The sequence below is a fragment of the Pseudomonas sp. JV414 genome (assembly GCF_032424305.1).
Lineage (GTDB): Bacteria > Pseudomonadota > Gammaproteobacteria > Pseudomonadales > Pseudomonadaceae > Aquipseudomonas > Aquipseudomonas lini.
In genome coordinates this window covers 61159-76171 of sequence record NZ_VYKC01000009.1, presented here as the reverse complement: position 1 = coordinate 76171, position 15013 = coordinate 61159, and the positions used below count along the sequence as shown (strand labels likewise).

12 protein-coding genes are annotated in these 15013 nt (G+C 60.4%); all 12 read right to left on the bottom strand.

Annotated elements, in window-relative coordinates:
- Position 1: 1 nt before the first annotated feature.
- The gene (locus F6R97_RS11380) at positions 2 to 613 is read right to left on the bottom strand and encodes a MarC family protein (protein WP_038978774.1); all 612 of its coding nucleotides are present in this window, start codon (positions 611 to 613) and stop codon (positions 2 to 4) included.
- 61 nt (positions 614 to 674) lie between these two features.
- Positions 675 to 3452: a hybrid sensor histidine kinase/response regulator gene (locus F6R97_RS11375; protein ID WP_038978775.1), complete on the bottom strand. Its 2778-nt coding sequence runs from the start codon at positions 3450 to 3452 to the stop codon at positions 675 to 677.
- Between the two features lie 99 nt (positions 3453 to 3551).
- A complete protein-coding gene (gene purD / locus F6R97_RS11370) occupies positions 3552 to 4847 on the bottom strand; it encodes a phosphoribosylamine--glycine ligase (RefSeq protein ID WP_123358617.1) in 1296 nt (431 codons plus the stop codon).
- 152 nt (positions 4848 to 4999) lie between these two features.
- Positions 5000 to 6607 carry a bifunctional phosphoribosylaminoimidazolecarboxamide formyltransferase/IMP cyclohydrolase gene (gene purH / locus F6R97_RS11365; protein WP_315866549.1) on the bottom strand — a complete coding sequence of 536 codons (1608 nt, stop codon included), beginning with the start codon at positions 6605 to 6607 and terminating at the stop codon, positions 5000 to 5002.
- An 81-nt stretch (positions 6608 to 6688) separates the two neighbouring features.
- Entirely contained in the window at positions 6689 to 7009 is a 321-nt protein-coding gene (fis, locus tag F6R97_RS11360) for a DNA-binding transcriptional regulator Fis (RefSeq protein ID WP_007907419.1), read from the bottom strand.
- Entirely contained in the window at positions 7006 to 8016 is a 1011-nt protein-coding gene (gene dusB, locus F6R97_RS11355; RefSeq protein ID WP_007907421.1) for a tRNA dihydrouridine synthase DusB, read from the bottom strand. Before dusB ends, fis begins: the two co-directional genes overlap by 4 nt.
- Positions 8017 to 8201: 185 nt before the next feature.
- Positions 8202 to 9422, bottom strand: coding sequence for a DUF3426 domain-containing protein (locus F6R97_RS11350; RefSeq protein ID WP_050681969.1), 1221 nt, complete (start codon positions 9420 to 9422; stop codon positions 8202 to 8204).
- A gap of 30 nt (positions 9423 to 9452) precedes the next feature.
- Positions 9453 to 10331 (bottom strand): 50S ribosomal protein L11 methyltransferase, encoded by an 879-nt coding sequence (prmA, locus tag F6R97_RS11345; RefSeq protein ID WP_315866548.1) that lies wholly within the window; start codon positions 10329 to 10331, stop codon positions 9453 to 9455.
- A gap of 243 nt (positions 10332 to 10574) precedes the next feature.
- The gene (accC, locus tag F6R97_RS11340) at positions 10575 to 11933 is read right to left on the bottom strand and encodes an acetyl-CoA carboxylase biotin carboxylase subunit (RefSeq protein WP_038978780.1); all 1359 of its coding nucleotides are present in this window, start codon (positions 11931 to 11933) and stop codon (positions 10575 to 10577) included.
- 17 nt (positions 11934 to 11950) lie between these two features.
- Entirely contained in the window at positions 11951 to 12412 is a 462-nt protein-coding gene (gene accB / locus F6R97_RS11335) for an acetyl-CoA carboxylase biotin carboxyl carrier protein (protein ID WP_038978781.1), read from the bottom strand.
- A gap of 46 nt (positions 12413 to 12458) precedes the next feature.
- On the bottom strand, positions 12459 to 12911 hold the full coding sequence (aroQ, locus tag F6R97_RS11330) for a type II 3-dehydroquinate dehydratase (RefSeq protein WP_038978782.1): 453 nt from the start codon (positions 12909 to 12911) through the stop codon (positions 12459 to 12461).
- 133 nt (positions 12912 to 13044) lie between these two features.
- Positions 13045 to 14784 carry a protein-disulfide reductase DsbD gene (locus F6R97_RS11325; RefSeq protein ID WP_315866547.1) on the bottom strand — a complete coding sequence of 580 codons (1740 nt, stop codon included), beginning with the start codon at positions 14782 to 14784 and terminating at the stop codon, positions 13045 to 13047.
- Positions 14785 to 15013: the final 229 nt, after the last annotated feature.

Genomic DNA, 15013 nt, shown 5'->3' with positions numbered 1-15013 from the left:
TTCATGAGGCACCGGCGCCAGGCACGAGATAGCCCTTCACCCCGGTAAAAATAATCTGCGCCGCCAGCGCGCAGACAAACAACCCCATCAGTCGGCTGACAATCTGCAAGCCCTGATCGCCGAGAATCCGTTCTATCCGGTTGGACAAATAAAGCACCACGCCGACCGTGAAACTGGCCAGGGCAATACTGAGGATCGCGGTGAGTTTGTCGTCCCAGTGCGGCTGGCTCACGCCCATCACCAACAGCGCACCGATGGTGCCGGGGCCGACGGTCAGCGGAATGGTCAGCGGAACGATGGTCACATCCTGCTGCACGTTATCGGTCTGCACTGCCGACTTGCCTTGGGCCATGCCCAGCGCCGAGATGAACAGCACACTGCCAGCGCCGATGCGGAAGGCGTCCACGGTGATGCCGAAGACATTGAAAATCACCCGCCCGAACAGGTACAGCAAGACGCTGGAAACCAGCGTGGCGGTCGCCACTTTCCAGGCCAGGCGTCGTTGCTCCTTGCGCGAATAGCCGCGGGTCAGGCTGATGAAGCAAGACAACACGAAGAACGGGCTGTAGAGCACCAGCATCTTCAGGTAAACGCTGAACAACACATGGAGCATGGCAAGCTCACTGGCGAGGGACGTCGTGGGGAGTCTATCAGGCGCTGCGGGGTCTGTCGGCTCAGGAGGTCTGAACCGCTGCACGGTTCTGCTGATCACGCTGGGCAACCCAGTGTTCGATCAGGTCGCGCAACTGCGACAGCTCGACCGGTTTGGCCATGTGCCCGTCCATGCCGGCCTGGCGCGCGCGCTCTTTGTGCTCGGCGAGGATGTGTGCGGTCAGCGCTACCACGGGGGTGCGTATCCGCTGATTGCCGACTTCCCAGGCACGCAGCTGCTGGGTGGCGGAGAAGCCGTCGAGGATCGGCATTTCGCAGTCCATCAGCACCAGGTCGTAGCGCTGGGCCTTCATCGCCATCAGGGCTTCTTCGCCATTGCTGGCGGTGTCCGGTTGCAGGTTGAGCTTGCCCAGCATGCCGCGTATGACCTTGGTCGAAATGCTGTTGTCTTCGGCCACCAGAATGCGGAAATCGCTGGGCACCTTGACCGGAAGGGTTGGGCCGGTGGGCAGCTGCTGGGAGACGGACAGGCCTTTGTTGCGCTGGTTCAGCTCGTCCGCCAGAGTGGTCTTGAGTGTATAGCCGGCCACCGGTTTGGCGAGAATGCGCTTGATCCCGGAGTTGCGCGCGATGATCTTGCTCGGGGCGTTGCTGATGCCGGTGAGCATGATCAGCAGAATGTCATGGTTCAGGCTCGGGTCTTCCTTGATCTTGGCGGCCAGTTGCATGCCGGTCATGCCGGGCATGTTCTGGTCCAGCAGGACCACGTCGAAGTAATCGCGCAGATGGGCCTTGGTGCGCAGCAGCGCCAGGGCCTCCTTGCCGGATGGCACGGCGCTGACATTCAAGCCCCAGGCGCTGCACTGCTGCACCAGCACCTTGCGGCAGGTGTCGTTGTCGTCCACGACCAGTACGCGTGCGCCTTGCAACGGGCTGTCCAGGTCCGACGTCGGATGTTCGAGACGGTCCGGGTCCAGCGGCAGGGTCAGCCACAAAGTGCTGCCCTGGTTGGCGCCGCTCTTGATGCCGAACTCGCCTTGCATCAAACGGATCAGTTGACGGGCGATGACCAGCCCAAGATTGCCCCCCAGACTGGTGGCCGAGAGGAAGTGCTTGCTGTGCAGTTCGGCATGCATCAGCGCGTCGCGTTCTTCCGCCTCCATGGGCTGGCCGCTGTCCTGCACGGCGATGCGCAGTCGCGGTTTGGTGCTACGTTCGTCGAGGGCGACGACGATCAGGATCTCGCCTTCGTCGGTTTTCTTCAGGGCGTTTTCCAGCAGGCTCAGCAAGGTCTGGCGCAGACGCGTCGGATCTCCGCTGATGACGCGTGGTACTTGCGGCTGGATAAAGCTGATCAGCTCGACGTTCTGCTGTTCAGCCTTGGCGCGGAAGATGCTCAGGCAGTCTTCGATCAGGGCGTTGAGGTCGAACTGCACGTCGTCCAGTTCGATCTGCCCGGACTCGAGTTTGGAGATGTCGAGAATTTCGTTGATCAGTGTCAGCAGCTCGTTGCCAGCGCTATGGATGGTCTGCACATAGTCACGTTGCTTGACCGACAGCGGTGTGCCCAGAAGTAGTTCGGTCATGCCCAGCACGCCATTCATCGGGGTGCGGATTTCGTGGCTGATCTTCGCCAGGAATTCGGCTTTGGCGTTGATCTCTGCATTGCTGGCGGCCAGATCGCGACTGACGCTGAAACGGTCTTCGGTGATGCTGCGCTGTCGCTCGCCCAAGGCAATACTCATCAACAGGCCACTGATACAGATAAACACCAGCAGAATAATGATCAGCCCTTGCGGCGCGACAAGGGTCAGCCCCTGCAGCGCGGGCAGAATAATCAATGTGCCGAGGTTGAATACCACCATGGCCGCCACGAACAGGCGCGCCGGGCGATAACCTTTTTGCCAGTGATGGGCGCTGACGAACAACATGCTCAGGCCGGCCAGGGCAACCAGCCCATAGGTGATGAGGTTCAGCGGCAGTGTGTTGACGAACAGCAACAGCAGACCGCAGACCACGATGAGCAGGATGTCGCCCAGCAGCAGCTTGTTCAGTGGGTGTGGGCCGAGAGGGGCGAAGAAACGGTAGGCGAACATCAGGCCGCAAGGTGCGGTCAGCAACAAGGCGAGGTAGGCACCAGGTGTCTGCAAGGAGGGCCAGTTCGGTAACCATGGGCCGGCCAGATTCAGCAGCAACACCAGACTGAGCAGCAACAATACTTCGCACGCCGCCAGCCAGAGGCTACTGCGTGAGCGTGTATAGGCATAACGGGTCAGGTTATGCAGGATCAGCATTGCGATGCAGCCAAAGAGCAGCCCGTAGATCAGCGTCAGGTTCTGAGTGGCCGCGGTCATGACCGCCGATTGCAGGGTGATGTAAGGCCGCAACTGGTGTTCGGAGACCAGCCGTAAGTAAACGTCGAGGGTTTTGTCGCTTTGTGGCAGCGGCAACATGAAGTCGCTGCTGGGGAGGGGGCGCGTAGCCTGGAGCTGCCCGCCACCGGTATTCAATTGATCGATCAACTGGTCGCCGTCGAGCACATACAGATTGAGGTGCGACAGGTCCGGTGCGAACACTCGCAGCAACTGTTCATGCTTGCCGGGCGCGAGCCTGAAACGCAGCCATAGCGCACCCTCGGGCGCGGCCGCGGTGAGGCGCTCGAGTTCGATGGGGCTGAATTGATTGGTGTAGCGGCTGGAACGGATGTCGCTCAGCTGCAGGTCGCCCTGTTCGTCGAGCAATACCGCCCAGCCACTGCCTTGCGCGGCTTGGGCCGGGAGCATGCAGAGCAAGGTCAGCAGAGTGACGGTGAAGCCTATGGCAATCCTGAGCCAGCGCACGGCGAAATCCCTTCGTAGGTTAATGCCAGAGTATAACTATGCGCGGCGCCGGAATAGTCAGGCAAGGGCCGCAAGCCCTTGCCTGGCCGAATGGATGGCTTATTCCTGATTTTCGCCACGCTCGCGGGCAATGGCGCGGTAGCCAATGTCCTTGCGGTAGAAGCAGCCTTCCCAGTCGATTTTAGCTGCCAGTTTGTAAGCTTGCTGCTGGGCTGCGTCGACGCTGGTGCCCATGGCGGTTGCGCACAGCACCCGACCACCGGCGGTCACCACCTGACCGTCCTTGAGCGCAGTACCAGCATGGAAGACTTTGCCTTCCAGTGCCGCGGCTGCATCCAGGCCGTTGATGGCAACGCCTTTGGCGTAGTCACCCGGGTATCCGCCGGCGGCCAATACGATGCCGACGCTCGGACGTGGATCCCATTGCGCTTCGACCTTGTCCAGCGCTTGCGCCAGGGCGGCCTCGACCAGCAACACCAGGCTCGACTGCAAACGCAGCATCACCGGTTGGGTCTCAGGATCGCCGAAACGGCAGTTGAACTCGATAACTTTTGGGTTGCCCGCCTTGTCGATCATCAGGCCGGCATAGAGGAAGCCGGTGTAGACGTTACCTTCCTCGGCCATGCCACGCACGGTCGGCCAGATCACCAGGTCCATGACCCGCTGGTGGACTTCGGCCGTGACGACCGGGGCCGGGGAGTAAGCGCCCATGCCACCGGTGTTCGGGCCGGTGTCGCCGTCGCCGACGCGTTTGTGGTCCTGGCTGGTGGCCATCGGCAATACGTTCTTGCCGTCGACCATGACAATGAAGCTGGCTTCTTCGCCGTCCAGGAACTCTTCGATCACCACGCGGGAGCCGGCATCGCCAAACGCGTTGCCTGCGAGCATGTCGCGTACGGCGTCTTCGGCTTCGCCCAGGGTCATGGCGACGATCACGCCCTTACCGGCGGCCAGGCCATCGGCCTTGATCACGATCGGTGCGCCTTTTTCACGCAGATAAGCCAGGGCCGGCTCGATCTCGGTGAAGTTCTGGTAGTCGGCGGTCGGGATCTTGTGGCGAGCCAGGAAGTCCTTGGTGAAGGCTTTCGAACCTTCCAGCTGAGCAGCGCCAGCGGTCGGGCCGAAGCAATCCAGGCCACGGGAGCGGAACAGATCGACGACACCGGCGACCAGCGGTACTTCCGGGCCGACGATGGTCAGGGAAACGTTTTTCTCCGCGAAATCTGCAAGCTGCTCGAGGGCGAGCACGTCGATAGCGACGTTCTCGCACTTGGCTTCAATGGCGGTGCCGGCGTTGCCCGGGGCAACGAAAACTTTCTGCACGCGCGGATCCTGAGCCACTTTCCAGGCCAGGGCGTGTTCACGGCCACCGCTGCCAATGATCAAAACATTCATTTCAAAAACCTCGGATGACGCTAATTCTGGATAGCACCGCTGGTGCTTTGTGTGGGAGCGGGCTTGCTCGCGAAAGCGGTTTGTCAGTCACATCGATGCTGGATGTGCCACCGTCTTCGCGAGCAAGCCCGCTCCCACATTCGATCGTCTTATCAGTGACGGAAGTGGCGCATGCCCGTAAAGACCATGGCGATGCCGGCTTCATCAGCTGCAGCAATCACTTCGTTATCACGCATCGAGCCGCCCGGCTGGATCACCGCAGTGATGCCGACCTTGGCCGCATTGTCCAGACCATCGCGGAACGGGAAAAAGGCGTCGGAGGCCATCACCGAGCCTGCTACCTGCAACCCGGCGTGCTCAGCCTTGATCGCCGCAATACGCGCGGAGTTCACGCGGCTCATCTGGCCGGCGCCAACACCGATGGTCTGACGGTTCTTGGCGTAGACGATGGCGTTGGATTTAACGTACTTGGCGACTTTCCAGGCAAAGATCAGGTCGTTGATTTCCTGTTCGGTCGGGGCGCGCTTGGTCACGACTTTCAGGTCTTCGCTGCCAATCATGCCGATGTCGCGGCTCTGTACCAACAAACCGCCATTGACACGTTTGTAGTCCCAGGCCGGAGCGCGATCAGCCGACCACTCGCCGCAGGCCAGCAGGCGTACGTTGGCTTTGGCCGCAACGATGGCGCGAGCTTCTTCGCTGACGCTAGGGGCGATGATCACTTCGACGAACTGACGCTCGACGATGGCCTTTGCAGTTTCAGCATCCAGCTCACGGTTGAACGCGATGATGCCGCCGAACGCCGACTCGGTGTCGGTGGCGTAGGCCAGTTCGTAGGCCTGACGGATGCCGCCTTCAGCGTCCGGGCTAACGGCCACGCCGCACGGGTTGGCGTGCTTGACGATCACGCAGGCCGGCTTGACGAAGCTCTTCACACATTCCAGCGCGGCGTCGGTGTCGGCCACGTTGTTGAACGACAGCTCTTTGCCTTGCAGTTGGGTCGCGGTGGCGATGCCGACTTCGGCAGGCTTGGCTTCAACGTAGAACGCCGCACTCTGGTGCGGGTTCTCGCCGTAGCGCATTTCCTGCGCCTTGATGAACTGGCTGTTGAAGGTGCGCGGGAATTCGCTGCGACCTTCGGTGCTGAGGGTTTCAGCCGCCTGATTCACGGTGCCCATGTAATTGGCGATCATGCCGTCATAGGCGGCGGTGTGTTCGAAGGCCTTGAGCATCAGGTCGAAACGCTGAGCGTAGGTCAGGCCGCCGGCCTTGAGGCTTTCCAGGACGTTGGCGTAATCGCTGGCATTCACCACGATAGCCACGTCTTTGTGGTTCTTGGCTGCCGAACGGACCATGGTCGGGCCGCCGATGTCGATGTTTTCGATAGCGGTCGGCAGGTCGCAGCCTGGCTTGTTGATGGTGGCTTCGAACGGGTACAGGTTGACCGCAACCAGATCGATCGGCTTGATGCCGTGCTCGTTCATGATGGCGTCGTCGATACCGCGACGACCGAGGATCCCGCCGTGGATTTTCGGGTGCAGGGTTTTCACCCGACCGTCCATCATTTCTGCGAAACCGGTGTAATCCGCGACTTCCACTGCGGCAACGCCGTTGTCACGCAGCAGCTTGAACGTCCCGCCGGTGGAGAGGATCTCGACGCCCAGGGCTTCGAGCTCCTTAGCGAATTCGAGGATCCCGGTCTTGTCGGAAACGCTGATCAAGGCGCGGCGGATCGGCAGGCGGGTAGTCTGGTCGGTCATTTCAATTTCCATCAAAAGCAAAGGAGTCAGCAAAAAAGGCGACCGGTTTTAAGCGGGCGCCTTTCTGGTTTGATTGAATGCTTACAGCAAATCGTACTGCTTGAGTTTCTTGCGCAGGGTGCCCCGGTTCAGCCCGAGCAGCTCACTGGCCTTGGTCTGGTTGCCCTTGACGTAGTTCATCACGCATTCGAGCAGGGGAGCCTCGACTTCGGAGAGCACCAGGTTGTACACATCCGTGACGGCAGCGCCCTCAAGGTGGGCGAAATAATTGTGCAGCGCCTTCTCGACACTCCCGCGAAGGGTCTGACCTTCTTCGCTCGGCGTATTGAGGTGCTGTTTCAAATTCACGTTGTCGCTCACGGGTGTTGTTCCACTCACTAAAGTCTCGGTCATCATCGTCATGCAGCCACCCCTTCTCCGTCCCCTGTCAGGCTCTTGTAGCGTTCGGCGAAGAAGGCCCGAACGTAGGCGCATTGTGCTTCCGTATCTTCCAAACGATTGAAGTGGGCGCGGAACTCCCTGGCGCCCGGCAAGGTTGCGAGATACCAGCCCACATGCTTGCGAGCTATGCGCACGCCCATGACGTCGCCATAGAAGGCATGCAGCGCAGCCAGATGCTCAAGCAGAATACGTTCCACCTCGATCAGTTCCGGTGCCGGGAGTTTTTCGCCGGTACGCAGATAATGGTCGATTTCACGAAAAATCCATGGCTGCCCCTGGGCAGCCCGACCCACCAACAGGCCATCGGCACCGGTCGCGTCGAGCACGTACCGGGCTTTCTCGGGCGAATCGATATCGCCATTGGCAAAGACCGGAATCGACACCGCCTGCTTGATCGCGGCAATGGTGTCGTACTCGGCTTCACCGGTGTACAGATCTGCACGGGTGCGGCCATGCACCGCCAGCGCCGTAATGCCTGCCTGTTCGGCGATCTTCGCCACGGTCAGGCCGTTCTTGTTCGCCCGGTCCCAGCCGGTGCGGATCTTCAGGGTGACCGGCACATCGACTGCGGCCACCACGGCCTGCAGGATCTCGGTCACCAATGCTTCATCTTTCAACAGGGCGGAGCCGGCGGCCTTGTTGCAGACCTTCTTGGCCGGACAGCCCATGTTGATGTCAATAATCTGTGCGCCCAGTTCAACGTTGGCCCGGGCCGCATCCGCCAGCATCTGCGCATCTCCGCCAGCGATCTGTACCGAGCGGGGCTCGGGATCGCCTTCGTGGATCATGCGCATCCGCGATTTGCGGGTGTTCCACAAGCTCATGTCGCTGGTGACCATTTCCGAGACTACAAGGCCCGCGCCCAGTCGTTTGCACAGCTGACGAAAGGGCTGGTCGGTGACACCCGCCATGGGGGCGAGGATCAAGCCGTTGTGCAATGTATATGGACCGATGCGTACCGCCGACATAGGACTTCCCTGTTGTGGGGCCGGATCATGAGAGTTCGAAAAAGGGTTGGCATGATACCCGCTCTCGATGACTGGATAAAGGCTGAATTGAACAAAATCTGAACAGTTATTCTGTTATCGCCAGCGGTTTGGTTTGAACGGGCACAGTCAGAAATCTGCCGTCAAGCCTGTAACGGTGAACCGTTTCACTCGGGCGAGTGGAAGCTCAGGCTGTAGTTCACCGCCTTGGAGCCTGGATCGAGAATGTCCAGCGCGATATGGATCGGCGTTTGCGGCGGCATTTCCGCCAGCCCCTCGAGATCGCCGCTGAGGTACTCGCCGGGCTTGAAGCGACGGCTGGCGATCAGGTGGCCGTTGAGGTCGGCAAAGCGCAGCTCCAGCAGCGGGAAGGGCTGGGAGAAGGGCGCACGGTTGTAGATGATGGCATCGACCACCAGGGCGCCGTTGAAGTCCGGGTGGCTGCGGACTACCAGATTGCTGCTTTTGACTTTCGCGATGTCGACTTTGGATGGCACGGTGCAGCCGATCTGCGGACACAGTTGCTGGAACCATGGACGGTATTGGTCCTGGCGTGCCAGTTCGTCGAAGTGGTAGGCGACGTATTGGCCGGCGAGGCCGGCGGCGCCGAGCAGGATCAGCAGCAGCCAGAAAAAGCGCCGACCCCAGGGTGAACGACGTTTTTGCCAGTCCAGTTGCAACGGATCGTCGGTCAGGTCCTCCAGCTCTTCCGCGCGCAGGGTCGGTGCGCTGCGTTCGCGTCGCTTGCGCAGGGGCTCGACCGAGGGCAGATCGTCGTCGATCTCCTCGGTGGTCGCCGACAGGCCCCCAAAGGGGATCGGGGCGTCGAGCGGGTCGTGCAGGCGCAGCTGTTGTATTTCGGGCTCGTCGCCCAGTTCCACGGGCTCCAGCGACAGCGAAGGCTCGGTGCGCGAGTGTTTGCTCGGCTCGATCGTCGGTTCTGGTGTGGGCGCGTCGAGGGTTTGTGCGCGATCGGCGGCCGATTCACTGAAGAGACTGTCGGACCAGGGCTCCTGGTCGTGCTCGGTGATATCTCGGCGAGCGCTGAGGCTGTCTTCGCGGGGCCGAGTGAATTCCGTTGTTGGCTGGATTTCCCGCTGTTCGAGCCGGGCGAGCTCTTCGTCCAGATCCAGGCTGTCCAGATCCATTTCGGCAGCGGTCCATTGCTTTTGGCTGATGGCTCGCTGCACGGTCGGTTCGACGGGCGCCGGTGCAACCGGTTTGACCGTCTCCTTGCCGGCCCGCTGCTCGAGTAACTGCTTGGCGGCGTTGAACACCTGCAAGCACGAGCCGCAACGAACCACTCCACGGGCCACGCTCAACTGAGCATGGCTGACGCGGAAGCTGGTTTGGCAATGCGGGCACTGGGTGACGAAGCTGTCGGTCATGCGGCAATCCGGTTTATGCAGGCGTTCATTCTAGCGCCGACGGCCAGTAATGCGTACCCAGCCGTCGCGATTGGCGATCGGGTCCAGATCGAAGTCCTGAGCGTAGGCGGCGGCGACTTCTTCACCTTGTTCGGCGAGGATGCCCGACAGCGCCAAACGACCGCCCGGCTTGACCAGGCTGGACAGTTGCGGCGCCAGCGAAACCAGCGGGCCGGCAAGAATGTTGGCGACCAGAACGTCGGCCTGAACCTGTGGCAGGTCTTGCGGCAGATACAGCGGGAAGAGTTCGTCGGCAATGTTGTTGCGACCGGCATTGTCGCGGGAGGCTTCCAGTGCCTGCACGTCGATGTCGGTACCGACGGCTTGCTTGGCGCCCAGTAGCAGGGCGGCAATCGCCAGAATCCCCGAGCCGCAACCGAAGTCGAGCACGTTGTAATCTTTCAGGTCCTGACCGTCGAGCCATTCCAGGCATAGCGCGGTGGTCGGGTGAGTACCGGTGCCGAACGCCAAGCCTGGGTCCAGCAGCAGGTTCACCGCGTCAGGCTCGGGCGCGGCATGCCAGCTCGGGACGATCCACAGGCGCTGACCGAAGCGCATCGGCTGGAAACCGTCCATCCAGCTGCGTTCCCAATCCTGGTCTTCGATCACTTCGCTGTGATGCTCGGGCAACGGGCTGCCGGTCAGCAGTTCTAGGTGGGCCAGTACGCTGGCGGCTTCGGTGCCACCTTCGAACAGCGCCAGCAGGTGCGTGTGCGACCACAGTGGGGTGGTATTGAGTTCCGGCTCGAAAATCGGCTGATCTTCGGCGTCCATGAAGGTCACCGACACGGCGCCCACTTCAAGGAACGCGTCTTCGTAGGTTTCGGCTTGTTCTGGGCTGATGGCGAGACGGACTTGCAGCCAAGGCATGGCGGGCACCTTTGAAAAATATAGATTGCAGCCTAGCGGGCTGCGAGAAGCGCGCAAGTTTACGCGAGCGCGAGGCAGAAGACGACCATGGTTGAAAAGCAAAGGATCGCAGCCTGCGGCAGCTCCTACAGGGGAATGCGTTCAAAATGTAGGAGCTGCCGCAGGCTGCGATCTTTTGATCTTTCTTTTCCGCCAGAAACAACAAAGCCGCTCGAAAGCGGCTTTGTTGGTATGGATCACAGCTTAATGCTTTTCGCCAGCCAGCTTGTGTTCCAGGTAGTGGATGTTGACTCCGCCTTCGCAGAAGCCAGCATCACGGACCAGATCGCGGTGCAGCGGGATGTTGGTCTTGATCCCGTCGACAACGATTTCGTCCAGCGCATTGCGCATGCGCGCCATGGCTTCGTCACGGGTTGCGCCGTAGGTGATCAGCTTGCCGATCAACGAATCGTAGTTCGGCGGAACGGCATAACCACTGTACAGGTGCGAATCGACGCGAACGCCGTTGCCGCCTGGAGCATGGAAATGCTTGACCGTGCCAGGGCTAGGCATGAAGGTTTTCGGGTCTTCGGCGTTGATCCGGCATTCCAGCGCGTGACCGCGGATAACGACGTCATCCTGGGTGTACGACAACTTATTGCCAGCGGCGATGCTGAGCATCTCCTTGACGATGTCGATGCCGGTGACCATTTCCGATACCGGGTGTTCTACCTGGACACGAGTGTTCATCTCGATGAAGTAGAAGTGGCCGTTTTCGTACAGGAACTCGAAGGTGCCAGCGCCACGGTAGCCAATGTCGATGCAAGCCCGGACGCAGCGTGCGAGAACTTCCTCGCGCGCGTTCTCGTCGATGCCCGGTGCCGGCGCTTCTTCGAGAACCTTCTGGTGACGACGTTGCAGCGAGCAATCGCGGTCGCCCAGATGGATGGCGTGGCCCTGACCGTCGGAAAGTACCTGAACTTCCACGTGACGTGGGTTGGTCAGGAATTTTTCCAGATAGACCATCGGGTTGCCGAACGCTGCGCCCGCTTCGGAGCGGGTCAGTTTCGCCGAAGAGATCAGGTCTTCTTCTTTGTGCACCACGCGCATGCCACGACCACCGCCGCCGCCAGCGGCTTTGATGATCACCGGGTAACCGACTTCGCGACCGATGCGCAGAGCGGTTTCTTCGTCTTCAGGCAGTGGGCCGTCGGAACCCGGAACGGTTGGAACGCCAGCAGCGATCATGGCGTGCTTGGCCGATACCTTGTCGCCCATCAGGCGAATGGTGTCGGCTTTCGGGCCAATGAACGCGAAGCCGGAGTTCTCGACCTGTTCGGCAAAGTCGGCGTTTTCCGCAAGGAAGCCGTAGCCCGGGTGGATGGCGGTGGCGCCAGTCACTTCAGCAGCGGCGATGATGGCCGGAATGTGCAGGTAAGAGTGCGCGGCCGAGGCCGGACCGATGCAGACGGATTCGTCTGCCAGGCCCAGGTGCATCAGCTCTTTGTCGGCCTTGGAATAAACGGCGACAGTCTTGATGCCCATCTCTTTACAGGCACGCAGAATCCGCAGGGCGATCTCACCGCGGTTGGCGATCAGAACTTTTTCCAACTTCGCAGTCATCAAAGTTTCTCCGCGGTTCAAACGATGGTGAACAGCGGTTGGTCGTACTCAACCGGCTGGCCGTCTTCGACGAGGATGGATTCGATCACACCGCTGGCTTCAGCTTCGATGTGGTTCATCATCTTCATGGCTTCGACGATGCACAGAGTGTCGCCTTTCTTCACGGTCTGGCCGACTTCAACGAAGGACGGCGAGGACGGCGAAGATTTGCGATAGAAAGTACCGACCATCGGCGAACGGGCAACGTTGCCGTTCAGCACAGGCGCAGCCGGAGCTGCAGGAGCAGCGGCGGCAACCGGGGCAGCAGCGACAGGCGCAGGTGCCGGAGCATGCATAGGAGCGGGAGCGTAGTACTGCTGAGCCGGCGTCTTGCTGTGACGGCTGATGCGTACGGACTCTTCGCCTTCCTTGATCTCGAGCTCGTCGATACCGGACTCTTCCAGCAATTCGATCAGTTTCTTAACTTTACGGATATCCATGAATCATCAACTCCCAAGGGTCGGTCAGGGGCGTTACGCTTGTTGTTCAAGCTGTTGCCGGTCTTTCAAGCTGCTCTAGGGCGGCCTCCAGGGCCAGTCGATAACCGCTGGCGCCAAGGCCGCAGATCACTCCCACCGCAACGTCGGAGAAGTAAGAGTGATGGCGGAAAGGTTCGCGTTTGTGCACGTTAGACAAATGCACTTCGATGAATGGGATGCTCACTGCCAGCAGCGCGTCACGTAATGCGACACTTGTATGCGTAAAAGCTGCTGGATTGATCAGAATGAAGTCCACACCTTCGTCGCGAGCCGCGTGGATGCGATCGATCAATTCGTACTCGGCATTGCTTTGCAGGTAGAGCAAATGGTGGCCGGCATTGCGCGCCCGCTGTTCCAGATCCTGATTGATCTGCGCCAGCGTCGTTGCACCGTAGACGCCCGGTTCCCGGGTGCCGAGCAGGTTCAGGTTGGGGCCGTGTAAAACCAATAGGGTCGCCATCTGCTGCTCCTTTGTCATCTGTGTGCAATTTGTCAGCACCCGGCGACTATGCCGCAAAGCCTTTGTGACTGTCCAGTTCTATGCAATAGCCAGCACGATGGCCGATGTTTACGCGAAATATGTGACCGGCTATTTAAATCCGGTCATTTGCTTTCGCAACACGTTCGGCGAAGTTTTTCGCGCTGATCTCGCCGATCACCCGCACATCGGCACGTTCGACGCCATCTTTGCCAAAAAACATCAGCGCCGGAGGACCGAATAGCGCGTAGCGGTCGAGCAGGGCGCGTTGTTCGGCGTTGCTGGCGGTGATGTCGAAACGGATCAATCGATAGCCTTTGAGGCGTTCGACGACATTGGCATCGTTGAGGACTTCGTGTTCGATGACTTTGCAGCTGATGCACCAGTCGGCGTACCAGTCGAGCAGCAGCGGCGTGCCGGAGGATTTGGCTTCGGCGAGGACGCGGTCCAGTTCGGCTGGCGTGGTAATGGTTTGCCAGTTGCCGACGATTTGCGGTTGACCGTTGCCGGCGACATTGCGCGGTTGACCAATGGGGTTGAACGGATCGGTCTGGCCGCTGAAGGCGCCATACCAACAGGCCAGGGCATAAAACAGCAGGAACATCCCGAGCAATTGCCCCAGGCGTTTTCTTGGCGGTTTATAGACGAATTCCAGTGCGCCCATAAACAACCCGACGCCCCCGGCGAGCAAGCCGATTAACAGCAAAGTGATCTGGCCCGGCAATACCCGGCTGAGCAAAGCGATCGCCAGCCCCAGCAGCAGCACTCCAATCGCGTTTTTCACGTAGATCAGCCACGGACCACTTTTCGGCAGCCAAGCCGCGCCGCCGGTTGCCACCAACAACAGCGGAGCACCCATGCCCAGGCCGAGCATGAACAGTTTCAATCCGCCGCCCAGAGCATCACCGCTGGCGCTGATGTACAGCAGCGCGCCGGCCAGTGGTGCCGATACACAAGGCGAAACCAGCAGGCTCGACACCACGCCCAGCACCGCCGCGCCCCACAACGAACCACCCTCGGTACGCCCGGCAATCCGGTCCAGGCGGCTGCTGATGGCATGGGGGAGTTTCAGTTCGAATACGCCAAACATGGCCAGGGCAAACACTGCGAAAAACATCGCGAACGGCACCAGCACCCAGGCCGACTGCAAGCGCGCCTGAAGATTGAGCTGTGCGCCGAACATTCCCATCAATGCACCGAGCAGGGCGAAACAGACGGCCATTGGCAGCACATAAGCCAGCGACAAGTTGAAACCGCGTAAACCACCGACCTGCCCGCGCAGGACCACCCCGGAAAGGATCGGCAGCATCGGCAGCACGCAGGGGGTGAAGGTCAGGCCAACACCTGCAAGAAAAAACAGCGCCAGTTCGCGCCAGCTCCAGGATGTGGTCGCGGCGCCACTGCCATCAATACTCAGCCGCTCGGTCTCGGGCGGGTAACACAGGCCTTTGTCGGCACAGCCCTGATAGGTCACGACCAGCGTAAAGGCGCGGGAATCAGTGCGTGGCAGGTCTATATCGAGAATGCCGTGGTAAACCTCGACATCGCCGAAGAACTCATCGTGCTTTTGTTCGCCCTTGGGCAGTTGCGCTGCGCCGAGGCCAATGTCGGCCGGTTCGGCGCGAAACTGGAAGCGATGGCGATAGAGGTAGTAACCCTCGGTGGCGACGAAGCGTAGCTTGATCGATTGCGGCGTGCTTTCTACCAGGCTCAATTTAAAGGCTACGCGCACCGGCAGGAAGTCTGCGCTGTTATTGATCGCACCCAGGGTGGAACTGGGCCGACTGTCCAGCAACCCGGCGGCATAGGCCGGCAGGGCGAGCACTAAAAACAGCAGGCAGAGCAAACGGCGCATGACAATCTCGCATATCGAAAGTGTGGGCATGATAGCGGACAGTGACGGGGTGTGCAGGGCGGGGCATTTTGCGGTGGTTGTTCTGACGCCATCGCGGGCAAGCCCGCTCCCACAAGGACAGCGCATACCCTGTGGGAGCGGGCTTGCCCGCGATGGCGGATTATCAGGCGCGGAAGGCCTGAACGGTTGTATATAGACCGCCATCTTGACGGTTTTTCTGGTCGCTCCG